Origin of the sequence: Empedobacter sp. GD03861, assembly GCF_029840885.1 — a bacterium.
Classification (GTDB): Bacteria; Bacteroidota; Bacteroidia; order Flavobacteriales; family Weeksellaceae; genus Empedobacter; species Empedobacter falsenii_B.
In genome coordinates this window covers 1-18087 of sequence record NZ_JAOCDJ010000025.1, presented here as the reverse complement: position 1 = coordinate 18087, position 18087 = coordinate 1, and the positions used below count along the sequence as shown (strand labels likewise).

Sequence of the window (18087 nt, the reverse complement as noted above, 5' to 3'; positions counted from 1 at the left end):
ATGTTTTTGTTAAAAATAATCTATTAATTATTATTTGATCTGTAAAAAAATAATATTTATTTATTGAATATATAGTTTTTTTCTTTGTGCTGTATAATATTTAAGCATTCACCTATTTGTAAATTAAACTATAAATAACCTATATTTATAAGCTGGTTGTTTAGGCAATCATCAACCAATATTTAAAAAAAAATTATATCAAAACACATGAGTCAATCACAAAAAACTAATTGGGGTCAATTTATCCCACTGGTTACAGTATTCTTCTTTTGGGGATTCGTAGCGGCAAGTAATGAAATTTTAATTCCAGTTTTTAAAAAATCATTTGATTTATCCCAAGCCGAAAGTCAATTAGTCGCAGTAGCTTATTATATCGCTTATACGGTTGGAGCTTTAATTTATATGGGCGTTTCATTATTAGCTAAACAAGATTTAATCAATAAATTTGGGTATAAGAATTCATTATCTTTTGGACTTCTTTTATCAGCTATTGGAACGCTTTTTTTTATTCCAGCAGCCAATACAGGATCATTTCCTTTAATGTTAACAGGTTTGTTTACTGTAGGTCTAGGTTTTTCGTTGCAACAAACTGTTGCTAATCCGCTTGCAATTGCTTTAGGAGATGCAAGTACTGGATCTCAACGTTTAACATTAGCTGGAGGTATTAATAACTTAGGAACTACAATTGGACCTTTAATTGTTGCTTATGCAATTTTTGGTGCAGGAGGAGAAGGAGAAACAACTTTGAGTATAGAAGCAGTTAAAATTCCATATTTGTGTTTGGGTGTTGCTTTTTTAGCTGTTGCTATTTTCTTGAAATTTTCGTCTTTACCAAATCATCCAGAACAAGAAGAGGATAGTGCGATTGCAACTTCAAAAAATGATAAATCATCAGCCTTAAAATATCCTCAATTATTATTAGGAATGCTTGCGATCTTCTTATATGTAGGTGTAGAAGTTTCTACTGTAAGTAATTTACCAGCATATATGCACAATGAATTAGGGTTCGATATACAAGGAGTAACACCATATGTTTCGTTATATTGGGCAAGTATGATGATTGGTCGTTGGGGTGGTGCAGCAGAAGCATTTGGTTTAGATAAGACAAAAACATTGGCTCTTAAATTTATAGCACCTTATTTAGCTTTTGGGATTTTCTTATTAGTTAATTACATTGCAGGGCATGATTTGAAACCATTTTATCTATATAGTGTAATTATTTTAATAATGATTTTAGCTTCTTTATGGACAAATGGAAACCCTGCTAAAATGTTATTAACTTTCTCAATTATTGGAATTGTAGCATTATTAATCGGAATGAATACAACTGGTTTAGTCTCTATTTATTCTATTACAAGTGTTGGTTTGTTCTGTAGTACATTATGGCCTTGTATTTTTGCATTAGCAATTAATGGTTTAGGAAAAAACACTTCGCAAGGAAGTAACTTCTTAATTATGATGATTATGGGAGGAGGATTAGTAAGTATATTCCAAGGGTATATTGCAGATTTATCAACTGTTCATTCTAGTTATATTGTTTGTATTTTATGTTTTGTGTATCTTGTATTTTATGCAATTGCAACGCCTAAAATTCTTAAAAAACAAGGAATAAATCTTGGTGAAGTTAAATCTGAAGGAGGACATTAGGAAGATTTAATATTTAGTAATTTAATAAAAGGCTGTTTTATAATTTATTATAAAACAGCCTTTTCAGTTATTGAATTAATATAATAGGTGAAGGGACAAGAGAAACAACAAATTACAACATTTTGACAAGGTTCTAGAAAATATTCTAATTAGAATAATTCAAATACCACTACCCAGACAGCATCGCTATAAATCTATTTACTGGTCTAGGGATTAGTGCTAATGGAGAAAATTATATTACTGCTCAAAAAATAAATTAGTGAGTTAATAAAAAACTCAACCATTTGGTTGAGTTTTTTATTTCTTACGATATGCCAATATTTTATCAATACGATTACCGTCTTTGTCTACAATTTCTAGTGTCAAATCTTCTACTTCTACCTTATCACCAACATTTGGAATGGTTTCGTATTTATCTAAGAAAATTCCAGCAACGGTAACATATCTATTTTCGATGTCTTCGTCGATATCAATCTCAAAAAACTTCTCGAATTCATAGATCGAAAATTGCCCATCGATCAACCATGTACCATCTTCACGTTCTACGATTTCGTAATCTTCGTCTTGGTTCTCTGGTGTATCACCAACCAATTCGTCCAAAATATCGTTTATTGTTACAATTCCAGCCGTCGTACCATATTCGTCTAAAATAATGGCAAAATGTGCTTGTGAATTCTGTAACATTTCCAACAAAGGATAACTAAACGAATTTTCATTGACAAAAATAGGTTTGTGTATAAATTTTTTCAGGCTAAAATCTTCCTTACTTACCCCAAACATATCTTTTAGTTTCAAGATACCAACGATTTCATCCAAATTATTGTTCTTGGTAACGGGGTAGGCAGAATATTTATTTTTCTTGACTTTTGCACGAGCTTTCTCATAATCATCCGAAATATCTAATGAAGCAATTTCTGAACGATGCGTTGCTAACGTATTCACACGACGATCTCCAAGCTCGAAAACACGTTCTAAGATTTCGTGTTCTTTTTCCTGAATTTCTCCACCTTCTGTACTTTCTTTGATGATATTTTTAATTTCTTCCTCCGAAACAACTTCGCTGTTATCATCTTTGATACCAAATAATTTCAAGAAAAAATCATTGGTAACCGTTAGCAACCAAACAAATGGAGAAGTGATGATAGACAACCATTTCATCGGTTTCGAAACAATAGTAGAAACCATTTCAGGAAATTTCATTCCCAAACGTTTTGGTAATAATTCGCCAAATACAATCGAAAAATAAGTGATAATAACCACCATAATAATTGGAGAAAGTGTTTTGGCGTAAGGTGCAATGAAAGCGATAGATGTTAAAAATTCTGTTAAATCTGCAGTTAATTTATCACCAGAGAAAACCCCTAACAAGATACCAATAAGGGTAATTCCGATTTGTACGGTTGATAAAAATTTGTTCGGATTCTCAGCAAGTTCCAAGGCAGTTTTAGCACCAGAACTTCCTTTCTTCATTTGATTTTCTAACTTAAATTTTCTTGACGAAACAAGTGCCATTTCTGACATGGAAAAAATTCCGTTCAATAAAATCAATACGATTATTATAACAATCTCCACTTTTATTATTTAATTTTGAATAAAAATAAACCAAAATCTAATACCTACCATAATGTCTCAATTTAATATTATGAAATTTTCTTATTTAATTTTACTTGCTTTTATGCTAAATGCTGGTTGTGCTTTCGGTAGCAGCGATCAAACACCAGAAGAAACAGATACTATTTTACCTGCTTTTACAACTGCTGAATTGATTGGTAAAGGAAATCCTACGATGGTGGGGAATGGGTATAAATTGTTGCCAGAAGTTGCAAAACAATTTGAATTGATGAAAGCTGATGCGCAAAAAGCAGGGTTTAAAATACAAGTGATTTCGAGCTATAGAAATTATACCTACCAAAACGGAATTTGGGAGCGCAAGTATAAAGCGAATCAGGCGAAGAAAATTGCAGCAAAAGAAAATATCGAAAAGATTATTGAATATTCTACCATTCCAGGAACTTCTCGTCACCATTGGGGAACTGATTTGGATATTATTGATGGAACGCGTGGAATACCAGCAGATCCGTTGAATGAGAAACATTTTAATGAAGGAGGATCAATGCATAAGTTTAAGCTTTGGTTAGATGAAAACACTTCGAAATATGGTTTTTATTTGGTGTATACAGATAATTCAGCGAGAAAAGGATTCAAATATGAGCCGTGGCATTTTACGTACAAAGCGATTTCTGAACCGATGTTACAAGCCTACAAAAAGCTAGATATCAAAAAAGTTTTGCAAGAAAATAAATTGTTAGGAAGCGAAAATTTTACAGATGATTTTATCGAAAAATATAGAAAAGAAAATATACTTGATATAAATCCTGTTATTAAATAGTTAAAGCTCCTTTTTGGAGCTTTTTTTGTGGTATCTTTAGATAAAAATTAAAACATTGTACTTTCTGATGAGGTTAATATTTTTCATATCGTTGTTTTTGAGCATGAGTCTACTGACTTTTGCAAAACAATCTATTGTGAAAGATTTGGACGGAGATGGAAAGTTTGACAAGGTTTCGATTAATTTTGAAACGAATAAAATAGAGTTTTTACTTTCTGATACTGAATATAAAAAGCAGAGTAGTTTAGCTTTTCATGAATTGGATCACAATGCGAAGATTGAGGAAACAAAGAAAGGTTTTAAGATTATCAATAAAATAGGAGATGTTTTGTTTACATCTTATTTTCGATACAATCGTCAGACAAAAAAGATTGAATTATCTGCTATAAAACGTTCAATAGTTTCGGATGATTATTCGAAAGAAAATGGCGAATCAACTTTTATTACAGCTACAAAAGAGTTTATTGCAAAATGGAATAGTTTGGATAAATCATCAAATAAAGTGATTGCTTTACCGACGTTAAAAACCAAAATTGATTTGGATGTTATTTCTTTGAATGATTTTAATGATGCATTTCTGAATAAATTTAATCAACAAAGTTTGACTTTTTATAAAGCTGAAATCTCCAAGCAAAAATAATTATTGCTCCAAATCTATTGTTCTGAATGTTAGATTAATTCGTGGCGAATTTACTTTTTTAGTAGGAGGTAAGCGATGCAGCCAATAATCTTGTGTTTCATTTTTCATAACTAATAAACTACCACTTGCAAGATTTAAAGCAATTACTTCTTTAGTTTCTTTATGTTTAAAACCAAATTTACGTTCAGCGCCGAAACTTAGCGAGGCAATTGCGCCATGACGTTTCAATTGTTTTTCACCATCACTATGCCAAGCCATCCCTTCGGAACCATCGTGATATAAATTTACCAAACAAGAATTATAAGTTTCGCCAGTTTTTTCCTCAGCTAATTTTTTTAATTCAAGTAAAGTATCAGTCCAAGGCAAAGCTGTTTTCATGATTTTGGAATAGGTATAAGCAAATGGAAAATCTCCATACCAAGCAATTTTTCGTTTAGTTTCTATCAATTTTCCAAATATTATCGCTTGATCGTTTTTCCATTCAATTTCATTTAATAAAACAGAATAATAATGATGCGCTTCTTCATCACTCATAATTTGCCCAAAATAATTTACCGTTCCATCTTTTGGAAGCAGATTTTGTTGTCCGTCAAATAAATCGTTAAAAAGATCCATTTATAGTTTTATATGATCAAAAATAAGGAATTTAGATTTAATTCAGTTAATGTAATGTGCAGATAAATAAAGTTTTACTAACGTTTGTTATTTAAAATTTAATATTGAATAAGTCAAAAAAAAATTGGATTATATAATTTTTTATTTATTTTTATTTAACCAAAATTTAACACAATATGAATAAATTGATTTTTAAGAACACAATTAAGTTCTTCCTTGTAAGTAGTATTTTACTTCTTGTTTCTGTCTTTTTAAAAATGTTAAATGTAGATCATGCGGATTTTATCTTGAACATCAGTTTCTCGGTTACAATTATTTCGCTTATCGCTGTAATGATGAGTTATAAGACTATAAGGGGGAAAAACAATTTTTCTATGGATTAATTTTTACGTATTAATTTAATTAATAATTTTGGTTGTTTATTTGTGAAAAGATAAACAACCAACTATTGTTATTTTAATAAACTGTCTCAGCGATTCTTTTTGTATTTATAGAATTACTCATTGTATAAAAATGTAATCCAGGAACACCAAAATCGATCAATTCTTTACATTGTTGAATGCACCATTCAATCCCGATTTCCTTAATTCGTTCCTTATCTTTCGACTTCAAAACTTCCATTGCCAAAGCTTCTGGTAAATCCAAATAGAAATTCTGCGGAATCGACGTTAGTTGATTGAAAGTTGTCAAAGGTTTTATACCTGGAATAATCGGAATATTAATATCCATTTCACGACATTTTTTGACAAAATCAAAATATTTTTGATTATCGAAAAACATTTGCGTCACGATATAATCCGCTCCCAATTCCACTTTCTTTTTCAAATAATACAAATCCATTGCAAGATTCGGCGATTCGAAATGCTTCTCAGGATAACCCGCTACACCAATACAAAAATCCATTGCATGCGACTCTTGTAGCTCGTCGTCTAGATAATTTCCAGTATTTAAAGCCGTAATTTGCTCAATCAATTCCGATGCATGCGCATGTCCACCAACTTCTGGAACAAAAGATTTTTCCGATTTAATAGGATCTCCACGCAAAACCAAAAGATTATCAATTCCCAAGAAATTCAAATCGATTAACGCATCTTCTGTATCCTCTTTTGTAAATCCTCCACAAATCAAATGCGGAATAGCATCTATCTTATAATGATTCTGTATCGCAGCACAAATTGCAACTGTACCAGGACGTTTTCGCACCTGATAACGCTTTAATAACCCGTTTTCTTTCTGTTTGTAAATATACTCTTGACGATGATAAGTTACATCGATAAAAGCTGGATTTAACTCAACTAATGGATCTAAAGTTTTGAACGTCGCATTAACATCTTGCCCTTTCAAAGGTGGTAAAATTTCCACAGAAAACAACGGTTTTCCGTTTGCGCGTTCTATATGTTCGGTAACTTTCATTCTTTATTTTATCGTTTAGCGAAGTTCGAATCTCGAATTTCGATTATATAATTTCTTTTATATGGGCGTTCCCTTCGGGCGGGCTTTTCGTTGCAATCTTTTTTGTTGATTTCGACTTCGCTCAATCAACAAAAAAGGATTTTCACTGCAATCCCTAACGCATTTTTTTTGTTATCATTCTGAACTTATTTCAGCAGCTTATCCAAATTTGTGCGATTCTGAAACGAGTTCAGAATGACTTTGGTTTCTGTCATTACGAGCTTGTCGAGGAATCTGAGATTCTTTATTTCGAAATGCTGTATTTAGAAAGACAAAATTTATTTTTGCTTAACGCTTAACGCTTTTACGCCAAATTAGGACTCAACCAACGCTCAGCTTTATCAAGTTCTATATTTTTACGTTTAGCAAAATCTTCAACCTGATCCATTTTTATTTTTCCAACTCCAAAATATTTTGCTTCTGGATTTCCAAAATAATAACCTGAAACAGACGAAACGGGATACATCGCCAACGAACTTGTTAACTCAATTCCTGCATTTTTCTCCACATCCAAAATTTTGAAAATCGTTTCTTTTTCTAAATGGTCAGGACACGCTGGGTAACCAGGAGCAGGGCGAATTCCTTTATATTTTTCTGAGATTAATTCATCATTTGATAAAGTTTCATCTTTCGCGTAACCCCAAACTTCAGTACGAACATATTTGTGCAAATATTCCGCATAAGCTTCAGCCAAACGATCGGCAATTGCTTTCACCATAATCGAATTGTAATCATCTAAATTTGTTTCGTAAGCTTTAGCAACTTCTTCAATTTCTTGACCAGCAGTTACAGCAAATGCACCGATATAATCTTGAATTGCTGAATCTTTCGGCGCAATAAAATCAGCAATTGAAATATTTGGTTGTTTTTTCGATTTTTTCGCTTGTTGACGAAGTGTATAAAATTCCTCGATTTTGTTATCATTTTCATCAAACAATTCAATCGTATCATCGTTTACCGTATTCGCTTTGAAAAGTCCAAAAACAGCCTTCGGTTTAGCTAAATTTTCAGCTTCAATTTTATTTAACATTGACAAAGCATCTACATATAGTTCTTTGGCATTTGTTCCGACAATTTCATCATCTAAAATCGCAGGAAATTTACCATGTAAATCCCATGTTTTGAAAAATGGCGTCCAATCGATAAAATCTCTTAATTCAGAAACTGTTGTTTGATGTGTAAAAACACCTAATTTATTTGGTTTAAAAGGTTTATTTTCTTCAAAATCAACTTTTAATTTATTTTTTCGAGCATCTTCAATTGATAGATATTCCTTTGATACAGCACGATTTAAGAAACCTTCTCTAATTTTTGTATAATCAGTAGTTGTTTCTGTAAGTAATTCTGCTTGTTGATTTCCAATCAATTTTTGACAAATTGTAACCGAACGAGAAGCATCTAAAACATGAATTGCTTTATCATATTCTGGTGCAATTTTAACGGCTGTATGCGCTTTAGAAGTCGTTGCACCACCAATCATTAACGGAATATCAAGATTAAGACGTTTCATTTCTTTGGCAACATGTACCATTTCATCTAACGAAGGGGTAATCAACCCAGAAAGACCAATTACATCGACATTATTTTTTTGCGCTTCATCTAAAATAGTCTCAGAAGAAACCATTACGCCTAAATCTATTATTTCGAAACCATTACAACTCAAAACAACAGAAACAATATTTTTCCCAATATCGTGAACATCGCCTTTAACAGTCGCCATTAAGATTTTAGAAGGTTCTTTGTCTGTTTTATTTCTAAGTTTTTCTTCCTCTAAAAAAGGCGTTAGATAAGCAACCGACTTTTTCATTACACGCGCTGATTTCACAACCTGAGGTAAGAACATTTTTCCGCTTCCAAAAAGATCTCCAACGACGTTCATTCCATCCATCAAAGGACCTTCGATAACGCGTAAAGGTGAACCAATTTTTTCTAAAGCTTCGGCAGTATCTTCATCAATAAATTCTGTTATTCCTTTTACTAAAGAAATTTCAATACGTTTTTCTAATGGTAACTCACGCCAAGCGTCATCTTTCTTTTTCTCTTTTGTAACACCTTTTAGATGTTCGGCAAAATCAATCAAACGCTCTGTCGCATCATCACGTCGATCCAATAAAACATCTTCAACGTGTTCTAATAAATCTTTTGGAATATCATCATAAATCTCAATCATTTCTGGATTGACGATTCCCATATCCATTCCGTGTTTGATGGCGTGATATAAAAACGCTGTGTGCATCGCTTCACGAACTGCATTATTTCCACGGAAGGAAAACGAAACATTCGAAACTCCACCCGAAACTAATGCATGTGGAAGATTTTCTTTGATCCATTTAGTTGCATCAAAAAAATCGATTGCATTTCGGCGATGTTCGTCCATTCCTGTTGCAACTGGGAAAATGTTCACATCAAAAATGATATCTCTTGGATTGAAATTTACTTCATTCACCAAAATATCATAAGAGCGTTTTACAATTTCGATTCGGCGTTCATAATTATCTGCTTGACCTTTTTCATCAAACGCCATAACCACTGTTGCAGCGCCATAACGTTTAATTTTCTTAGCATGTTCGATAAATAATTCTTCACCTTCTTTTAAAGAAATTGAGTTCACAATTGCTTTACCTTGCACATTTTTCAGACCAGCTTCGATAATTTCCCATTTCGAAGAATCAATCATAATTGGAACTTTCGAAATATCAGGTTCAGAAGCAATCAAACGTAAATATTTCACCATAGAAGCCACACCATCAAGCATACCTTCATCCATATTGATGTCGATAATTTGCGCGCCACCATCTACTTGATCACGTGCAATTTGAAGTGCTTCTTCAAATTTTTCTTCTTTGATTAATCGCAAGAATTTTTTAGAACCAGTAACATTTGTACGTTCACCAACGTTGACAAAGTTTGAATTTTCACGTACAATTAAAGGTTCTAATCCAGAAAGTTGAATTTTTACGCCTGACATTGTTCACTAATTTTTCGAGGTTCGTATTCTTTTGCTAAATCTGCCATCAATTTGATATGATCTGGTGTAGTTCCACAACATCCACCCAAAATATTAACCAATTTTTTATCTAAGAAAGGTTTGATAAAATCTCGCATCATTTCAGGAGTTTCATCGTATCCACCGAAAGCGTTTGGTAAACCAGCATTTGGGTATGCGCTGACATAAAATGGTGCTTTTTCGGCTAATACTTCTAAATATGGAATCAAATCTGTTGCACCTAAAGCACAATTTAACCCAACTGAAATTAAATCAATATGTTCTAATGAAATCAAGAAAGCTTCTGTTGTTTGTCCAGAAAGTGTACGTCCAGATTTATCTGTTATTGTACCAGAAGCCATTAGAGGAACGTTGATTCCTGTTTTTTCTATCGCATCTTGAATTCCATAAAATGCTGCTTTTGCATTTAAAGTATCAAAAATAGTTTCGACAAGTAAAATATCTGCACCAGCTTCTAACATTGTTTTTGCTTGACGATAATATACATTTGCCAATAAATCAAAATCCACATCGCGATAACTAGGGTCATTTACTTGTGGCGAAATAGAGGCTGTCTTGTTGGTTGGACCTAAAGATCCAACTACAAAACGAGGTTTATCTGGGGTAGAAAACTCTTCACAAGCTTCTTTTGCTAAGCGAACGGCTTCGTAATTTAATTCATCAACCAAATCAACCATATCATAATCAACCATAGAAATAATATTGGCATTGAACGTATTTGTTTCGATTAAATCTGCACCAGCAGCCAAATATTCTCGGTGAATATCTTTTATGATTTGAGGTTGGGTTAAAACCAATAAATCGTTATTTCCTTTTAAAGAAGTATGAAAATCCTTGAATCGTTCTCCACGATAATCTTCTTCTTGTAAATTGTGCTTTTGGATCATCGTTCCCATTGCACCATCTAAAATAACAATACGCTCTTTTAGTATATCGTCTAATTTCATTCTAAATATTTTAAAAGCCTTATGGGAAGAAGTGTGAGGTAAGTCCTTATCTTTCTCTATTTGAGTAGGATTTAGCACCCAACTATACTTTGGGTTGCTAAGATTTCAACGGGCCTATTCCCTCCATCTTTCTTTATAAAGCTATGTGCAAAATTATTTAAAGTATTGAGAATAAAAAAATCAAGATTGAAAAAAACGAGTTCGAAACTTGGTTCATAGAAATAATTTTTGTTTGAAATAGTTCAAAATCTCTAATAGGTCATTTTTGAAATTTATTTTAGAAAATATTTCTTTAAAATTACTATTTTAAAGAAATAATATTTTAATTAGTTATTGAAAATTGTAGTTTTTAGAATATTTTTAATAAAAATAGGGTTTTATTAAAAATTATTAAGATTTGTTTTTTCTTTTAATTGTATTTTTTAGAAAATTATTTTTGTCTATAAATATTTATAGAATAAAATTCATTATTTGTGTATTTTTATCTATAATTACGGAAAATATTAAATTAAAGAAATGAAATTAATTTGGATATATAGAATTCTTTCGCCTAAATTTGTCCTCAGAAATAGTTCATTAAAATTTACATTTTATCAAGAAAAGTGGAGGGAAATGGCCCAAAGAAACTTTAGCAACCTGATTAATGAATCAAGGTGCTAAATCCATCCTTATAGGAAAGATGAATAAAAACTACTGTAAACCAATCTTCAATAATATTCTTTATTCAAAATGGTTCAATTGTTTTTATGCGATTGAACCATTTTTTTTCTTCACTTTTCTTTGGTAAATAATTAAAAACAAAACAAATAAATGAAAAAAATAAATATCGGATTGTTCGGATTTGGAGTTGTAGGAGAAGGAATTTACAAGGTATTGGAAGAAAAACCACAATTGAATGCTGCAATTAAAAAAATTGTAATTAAAGATAATTCTAAATCTAGAAATGCTCCGTCTGAATTATTTTCGACTAATGCGGATGATATTTTAAATGACGATGAAATAAATGTTGTTGTTGAGTTAATTTCGGATGCTGATGCGGCACATGATATCATTATAAAAGCGTTCAATAAAGGTAAACATGTGGTAAGTGCAAATAAAAAATTGATTGCAGATCATCACAAAGAATTATTGGATTTGCAAGCACAAAACAATGTTTCTTTTCTTTATGAAGCCTCTGTTTGCGGGTCAGTTCCGATTATTAGAAATCTAGAAGAATATTTTGATAACGATTTATTGAATTATGTATCTGGAATTGTAAATGGGACAACAAATTACATTTTGACGAAAATGGCGAATGAAAATGAGTCGTATCAAGATGCCTTAAAAGCAGCGCAAGAAAGTGGTTTTGCAGAAGCTGATCCAACGGCTGATGTAGAAGGTTTTGATGCGTCGAGTAAATTAGCAATTATTACGTTGCATGCTTTCGGTAAAAAGATTGATGTTGATCAAGTTATTCGAAAAGGAATTACTTCATTGAAAGTTGAAGATTTTAAATACGCAAAAGAAAAAAATTATACAATAAAGTTGATTGCTAATTCTAAAATTAATCATCAAACGGGTGAAATTACATCAACAGTTTTGCCAACTTTTGTTGAATTAAATAAAACAATTGCGCTTGTGAATAACGAATATAATGGAGTTTTGATTGGAAGTTCGCTTTCAGATGAGCAATTTTTATATGGAAAAGGAGCAGGGCGTTTCCCAACTTCTTCGGCTGTTTTGAGTGATATTTCTGCGTTGAAATATGATTATCAATATTCGATTCGAAAATATGAAAACAAAGAAGAAGGAGTTTTTAATCAAACAGGAAAGAAGCGAATTTATATCGGTTTTGAGAATCAAGCAGATGATGTTTCAAACATTTTTGATGAAATAGAAGAGCGTTATCAAAGTAAAAATTACAATCACATTGTTGGTGTGATTGATATAGAAAAGCTCAAACAAAAAGAGATTATTGAAAATCCAAAACTTTCGATAATTGCGTTTGAGTAAATTTTTGTGATTAAAAAGCCTCAATATTAATTGAGGCTTTTTTGTAAATCTAAAAATTAAGGTTTTTGTAAATACTTTTTCAATAAAAGTTTTAGTGGTTTATTTTTAATTAATCCAGCATAAGTCATTTCAATTTTAAAATCTTTTGAGATTAAAACCCAATATGGATAACTAATTTGTTCGTTTTTATCAATAAATTCTTCCAAAAATGGATGAGTTTTTTTATTCGATTTAGGTTCATATTTTTTGTTTAAAAAAATAATAGATTCATTTGTTTCTGCATCAAATTCAATAAAATAAATGTCATTATTTAGAATTTGAAGTAATTCATCATCTTTTTCTAATTGTTTCTTTTGAATCATACAGTAACTACACCAATTGGTAGAAAAATAAAGCAGAATTGGTTTAGGATTTTCATTAAAAATTGAATTAAATTTTTCTAATGAAATCTGTGCTTGGAGATTCAATGATGATAAAATGAATATGAAGTACCAGATTTTCATTAACGTAAATTGTATCGGACACCTATAAAACCTCTTGTTCCCTGCATAGGTGTATAGCTGTAATCATTTGGCTCAAAAATAACATCATTTCTTCCTTTAGGAGGAGTAATTCCATTTCCTGGTTCTCCGAATGGATCCCACCAACGAGCAATAACATCGCCTTTTGGTAAAACATTAAAAATATTTTTTACTCCACCATAGATTTCAATATTATTTTTGAATGATTTACTCAATTGAATATTGGCAATAAAAGTTGGCTTTGAATATTCAGGTCGATAATCATTTTCTACGCGAGGTAATTTCATTTTGTCATTATAATTGGCGGTTAAATCAATAGTAAAACCTTTTTTGAATGCATAACTTGCTAAGAAATTTCCAGACCATTTCGGTGCGTGATATTGAACTTCTTTTTCGCCATTTTCTTTTTTGTAAACATCCATATAGGTTGCGCCAAGCATTATTTTTAGAGGAAAGTCAAATGTTGCATCTATATTTAAAGAAACTCCTTGAGATATTGCGTGTCCATCTAAATTGTCATAGATAATCTTTGTTTCGTCAGTATCTGTATCAGCAATAATTTTGTTTGTGAAATAAGAATAGAATGTTGTGAAATCAAAATTTAGAGCTGCAAAAGAAGTTGGTAGTTTGAACACATAATTAATATTTCCATTATATGATTTTTCAGGTTTTAATTCATTTTCAAAAACTACTTGTCTAGCTCCAGTTAATGCACGATGATCTTCTGTGAAAACATTTACAACACGAAATCCTGTACCAAAACTTGCTCTTAAAGTATGATGAGATGAAGGTGAAAATTTATAAGCTACTCTTGGAGAATGTATTCCTTTATGTGTTTTATCGTAATCAAATCTGTAACCAAGTAATAATTTATTTTCAGAGTTTAATGTCCATTCGTCTTGTACAAAAACACCAGGAATAGGTGTATTCATAGGGTTATTCTTGACTAGATTATTATTCTCATCAAATTCTCCAGTACCTCTAGTGTTATCATCGTAATAAGTATACTTGAATGAAGTTCCTAAAAGTAAACTATGTTGTCCAATTATCTTATCCCAATAAGCTTGAGCAAAAACAACTTGTTGTTTTCCTTGGTACGATTCTGGACCATAAAATGAATTCTGTTGATGAAAATTGTAAGAAAATTGAGTCATTATTTTCTCTTTTAAAGGTAATTGATACATTCCTATCGCTTCAAAACGATTTGTCATAATACTTTCTGCATAAACTTCGTCACTTCCTCTGTGTAGTTTTCTTTTCCAATTCATTTGACCTCCCCATCTATCTTCGTATAAATAACGTAAAGCAACCGATGCTGTTCTATTTTCTTGACGTTCAAAATCAAATTTATTGAATAATGTAATACGATCTTGTAACGTTACATCTGTAAAACCGTCGTTATTTTTATCTTTTTTATTGTCATATTTAAAGTAATTAAAGCCAAATAAACCATTTACCTTTTCTCCTAAATTATATTTGTATCCTCCATCAAGATTGGTTTCTAACCAAGAAGTAGTAAAGGCATCTAAAGATAATTTTGGAGCAGATTTAGGAGATTTAGTAATCACATTAATTATACCCCCCATAGCTTCTGTTCCATAAAGGGAAGATGCTGGTCCTTTTATGACTTCTATTCGTTCAACCAAAGAATTCGGAATTCCGCTCAAACCATAAACTGTAGATAGAGAAGAAACAATTGGCATTCCATCAATTAAAATCATGGTATAAGGACCTTCCATTCCGTTAATATGAATATCACCTGTGTTGCAAACGTTACAATTTAATTGCGGTTGAACACCATTTATTAATTGTACAGCATCAAATAAAGAAGGTGTTGGATTTTTTTGAAAAAACTTCGGTGTATAGATTTCAATTGGAACTGGACTATCAGACTTTCTTACAGCTTTCATTGTTCCTGTAACTACAATCTCATCTAAATTTTCTGAAGGATCTTTCATATAAATAGAATCTTTTTGTTCCTGAGCATTTGATAGAATGGAGGTTAAAGCAATGAATAAATAAAATGTTGTTTTCATATCAAGTAAAATTTATAATCAAATTAAAAAGTTAGACAAATCTAACAAAAATATTATTAAAAATGAATTATTAAATTTTACTTAATTTTCAACTATATTTGTTTCTATGAATTCATTGGTCGAAGAAAATTACCTAAAAGCATTATTTCATCTTTCTGAAAATGGGAAAGGAGAAGTGAATGTGAAGGATTTGAGTAAGCATTTGGAAATAAAAATGCCTACTGTAAACAGTATGATGAAAAAATTAGCTGAAAAAGAATTGGTGATTTATGAATCGTATAAACCACTTCGGTTATCTGATAAAGGAATTCTGAAAGCTTCTTTGATTGTAAGAAAACACCGATTAACAGAGATGTTTTTGGTAGATAAAATGGGATTTGGTTGGGAACAAGTTCATGAAATTGCTGAGCAAATAGAACATATTCAAAGTCCAATTTTTTTCGATAAAATGGACGAATTATTGAATTTTCCTAAATTAGATCCGCATGGTTCTCCAATTCCAGATAAAAATGGAAAAATAGAAATTATCAATTACAAAAAATTGGCCGAATTTAAAGAAGGTGATAAAGTAGAAATATGCGCTGTTATTGGTTCTTCGGATGAATTTTTGAAGTATTTGAATTCAAAAAATATTCATTTGAATGATGAAATTGAAATCATTTCTGTTGAAGATTTTGATGGAACAATGAAGGTTAAATTTCTAAAATCAAATGAAATTGAAACATTTAGTAATCATGTGACTTCAAGATTATTAGGTAGATAATGGTTTTACAGTTTTTTTTATCAATCGTCTTATTTCTCTTTTTTTTAGGGATTGGATTTTTATTTCAGAAAATTTTCCCTAGAATAAACTCAACTATTTCGTTTACAGTCATAAATGGGATGATAGGAGTAGGATTGATAAGTTTTTTAGTAGCATTTTTTCTTCCATTAAATTTTACATACGAAGTAGTATTAATTTTAATTGCGATTCTATCATTAATTTATCATAGAAACGAAGTGAAAGTAAGTTTGTTGAAACTGAAAAATATATCGCGATATTTTTATGCTTTTACTTTTGTTGGATTGTTGGTTGCAGTTACATATCCTTTTATTTTAGATCATTTTGGTTATTATATTCCAACAATAAAATGGTTAGACTTTGCTGGTTTTGTAAAAGGTCTTTCCAATTTTGAATGGGTTTTGGCACAAAATAGTTTCTGGCATATTTTGCAAGCTTCGATTAACGAAACATTAGATATTTATTATCGATTGAATTTTTGTTTATTTTTAATCTTCAATCTCTATGTTTTCGAATTGAAGCAGAAAAAACTTCTCATTTTTAATCTCCTTTTTATATTTTTTTTAAATACTCCTTCACCAGATCTTCCTGTTTTTGTTCTTACGATTCTATTAATCAATGAATATTTACGTTATAAAAATAAAGCGTCTGATTACCTTTTTTACGCTGCTATTTTATTTGTAATTAAACCAATAAGTATTGTATTAATTTTATTTTTTGGAATTGAATATCTAAGAAATAAAGAATACAAGAGTTTAAAAGATAAGAATTTATTTTTACTCGTTTTTATTGCTTTATTATTCTGTTGTAAAGGAATAATTGTTTCAGCAAATCCTTTATTTCCTTTAGAATTTTCTTCAATAAAAGGTTTGGAATGGGCTTCACCACAGCATTTATATGAATTATCTGCACAGAACGGTAAATTTATTCCACTTAAAGATTCGTTTACGTTTGAAGAAGTAGCTAGAATGAATACAACTGAATATTTTCAAGCTATTTTTTTTCAATCATCTTCTCGAACAATAATTTTTCTTTTAATTATTTGTTTAACAATTTTCAATTTGTTAATAGGCTTCTATAAAAAGAATTATTTTATAAAATCGTTAATATTCTGTTGTATAGTGAAATTATTAATAATATTAATTTTTTCTAATCAATTTAGATTTTTATTAGATGTATTAATTATTGATTTATTAATTATTTTTAAATTAGTTAACTTAAAAATATTTAATAAATATTCAGAATTATTAAGTTTAATATTTGTATATATTACTTCATTTATTTTAATATTTTCTATTTTTAAAGGTGATTATTTCAAAAATATTAAATCATTTTCTTATATAAGAAGTATAAATTTTGATCAAATTTTAATTCCAGGAAATTATAAAGAAAATGAATTGAACATTAATAATTTAAATATAAGTAAAACCAAATTAGAAAAATTTCTACAATATCAAATTTATCTACAACAAATTGATTCTACAGATATTAAAAAAGGGTTTTATTTAAAAGAAATGGATGAAAGAATGTATAATAATATTTTAGAATTTATTAAAGAGGAACAAAAAAAGCAAGTTAAATAACTTGCTTTACTATTATTCCGCTTTTCCTTTTATTCTGAAAATTTTTCGAGAAGAAACTGGATCGTTAGATGTGATTGTTACGGATTTATTAAAATCTCCAGTAACTCCTCCACTTGAATATTTAATGGTAATATCCGCAGATTTTCCTGGTTCGATAGGTGTTGTGGGATATTCAGGAACTGTACATCCACAAGAACCAACAACGCTTTTAAGAATTAAAGGTTTATCACCTGAGTTGGTTACTTTCATCTTAGCAGTTACTTCGGTATTCAACTTTATATTTCCAAATTGAATTTCTTCTTTTTCTAAACTAAGTGTTTGAGCAAATAAACTTGTAACGCCTAAAGCAAAAGCACCTAAAAACATTAATTTTTTCATGACGATAATTAATTTGTAATCAAATGTACAAAAGAATTTTACTTTAAATAAAATTACTTTCGAATTTATTACAAATAACATTCCAATTTTATAATATAA

The 18087-nt window shown here is 30.3% G+C and carries 14 protein-coding genes and 2 riboswitches; of the genes, 6 read left to right on the top strand and 8 right to left on the bottom strand.

What is annotated here, in order from left to right; all coding sequences use genetic code 11:
* The first annotated feature begins 207 nt into the window (after window positions 1–207).
* Window positions 208–1647 (top strand): MFS transporter, encoded by a 1440-nt coding sequence (locus tag N5D03_RS10950; RefSeq protein ID WP_125350321.1) that lies wholly within the window; start codon window positions 208–210, stop codon window positions 1645–1647.
* Between the two features lie 297 nt (window positions 1648–1944).
* On the opposite strand, the gene N5D03_RS10945 is transcribed toward N5D03_RS10950, so the two are convergent.
* Window positions 1945–3219: a hemolysin family protein gene (locus N5D03_RS10945; RefSeq protein WP_280051668.1), complete on the bottom strand. Its 1275-nt coding sequence runs from the start codon at window positions 3217–3219 to the stop codon at window positions 1945–1947.
* Between the two features lie 70 nt (window positions 3220–3289).
* Between N5D03_RS10945 and N5D03_RS10940 the strand changes: the two genes are divergently transcribed.
* Window positions 3290–4036 (top strand): M15 family metallopeptidase, encoded by a 747-nt coding sequence (locus N5D03_RS10940; protein WP_280051666.1) that lies wholly within the window; start codon window positions 3290–3292, stop codon window positions 4034–4036.
* A 103-nt stretch (window positions 4037–4139) separates the two neighbouring features.
* Window positions 4140–4676, top strand: coding sequence for a hypothetical protein (locus N5D03_RS10935; RefSeq protein WP_038335856.1), 537 nt, complete (start codon window positions 4140–4142; stop codon window positions 4674–4676).
* Here N5D03_RS10935 and N5D03_RS10930 read toward each other — a convergent pair whose 3' ends face one another.
* From N5D03_RS10930 to N5D03_RS10915, 4 genes are all read right to left on the bottom strand, one after another.
* On the bottom strand, window positions 4677–5291 hold the full coding sequence (locus N5D03_RS10930) for an alpha-ketoglutarate-dependent dioxygenase AlkB (protein WP_280051665.1): 615 nt from the start codon (window positions 5289–5291) through the stop codon (window positions 4677–4679).
* A 456-nt stretch (window positions 5292–5747) separates the two neighbouring features.
* Entirely contained in the window at window positions 5748–6704 is a 957-nt protein-coding gene (gene metF / locus N5D03_RS10925) for a methylenetetrahydrofolate reductase [NAD(P)H] (RefSeq protein WP_280051664.1), read from the bottom strand.
* 343 nt (window positions 6705–7047) lie between these two features.
* Window positions 7048–9711, bottom strand: coding sequence for a methionine synthase (gene metH / locus N5D03_RS10920; RefSeq protein WP_280051663.1), 2664 nt, complete (start codon window positions 9709–9711; stop codon window positions 7048–7050).
* Window positions 9699–10697, bottom strand: coding sequence for a homocysteine S-methyltransferase family protein (locus N5D03_RS10915; protein ID WP_219035074.1), 999 nt, complete (start codon window positions 10695–10697; stop codon window positions 9699–9701). The genes metH and N5D03_RS10915 overlap by 13 nt, the downstream gene beginning before the upstream one ends.
* 43 nt (window positions 10698–10740) lie before the next feature.
* Window positions 10741–10839: riboswitch (SAM riboswitch) on the bottom strand.
* A gap of 445 nt (window positions 10840–11284) precedes the next feature.
* Window positions 11285–11383, top strand: a riboswitch (SAM riboswitch).
* A 124-nt stretch (window positions 11384–11507) separates the two neighbouring features.
* Between N5D03_RS10915 and N5D03_RS10910 the strand changes: the two genes are divergently transcribed.
* Window positions 11508–12689 (top strand): homoserine dehydrogenase, encoded by a 1182-nt coding sequence (locus tag N5D03_RS10910; RefSeq protein WP_219035244.1) that lies wholly within the window; start codon window positions 11508–11510, stop codon window positions 12687–12689.
* 56 nt (window positions 12690–12745) lie between these two features.
* On the opposite strand, the gene N5D03_RS10905 is transcribed toward N5D03_RS10910, so the two are convergent.
* Both N5D03_RS10905 and N5D03_RS10900 read right to left on the bottom strand, forming a co-directional pair.
* Window positions 12746–13192: a thioredoxin fold domain-containing protein gene (locus N5D03_RS10905; RefSeq protein ID WP_084106839.1), complete on the bottom strand. Its 447-nt coding sequence runs from the start codon at window positions 13190–13192 to the stop codon at window positions 12746–12748.
* Window positions 13192–15246 (bottom strand): TonB-dependent receptor, encoded by a 2055-nt coding sequence (locus N5D03_RS10900; protein ID WP_280051661.1) that lies wholly within the window; start codon window positions 15244–15246, stop codon window positions 13192–13194. The genes N5D03_RS10905 and N5D03_RS10900 overlap by 1 nt, the downstream gene beginning before the upstream one ends.
* A 106-nt stretch (window positions 15247–15352) precedes the next feature.
* Here N5D03_RS10900 and N5D03_RS10895 point away from each other — a divergent pair, with 106 nt between their 5' ends.
* Together N5D03_RS10895 and N5D03_RS10890 are read left to right on the top strand one after the other, a co-directional pair.
* Window positions 15353–16009, top strand: a complete 657-nt coding sequence (locus N5D03_RS10895; protein ID WP_115000633.1) for a metal-dependent transcriptional regulator — start codon at window positions 15353–15355, stop codon at window positions 16007–16009.
* A 419-nt stretch (window positions 16010–16428) separates the two neighbouring features.
* Window positions 16429–17610 carry a hypothetical protein gene (locus N5D03_RS10890; protein WP_280051659.1) on the top strand — a complete coding sequence of 394 codons (1182 nt, stop codon included), beginning with the start codon at window positions 16429–16431 and terminating at the stop codon, window positions 17608–17610.
* 12 nt (window positions 17611–17622) lie between these two features.
* Here the strand turns inward: N5D03_RS10890 and N5D03_RS10885 are convergent.
* A partial coding sequence (locus N5D03_RS10885; RefSeq protein WP_280051658.1) for a DUF1573 domain-containing protein occupies window positions 17623–18087 on the bottom strand: 465 nt, incomplete at its 5' end.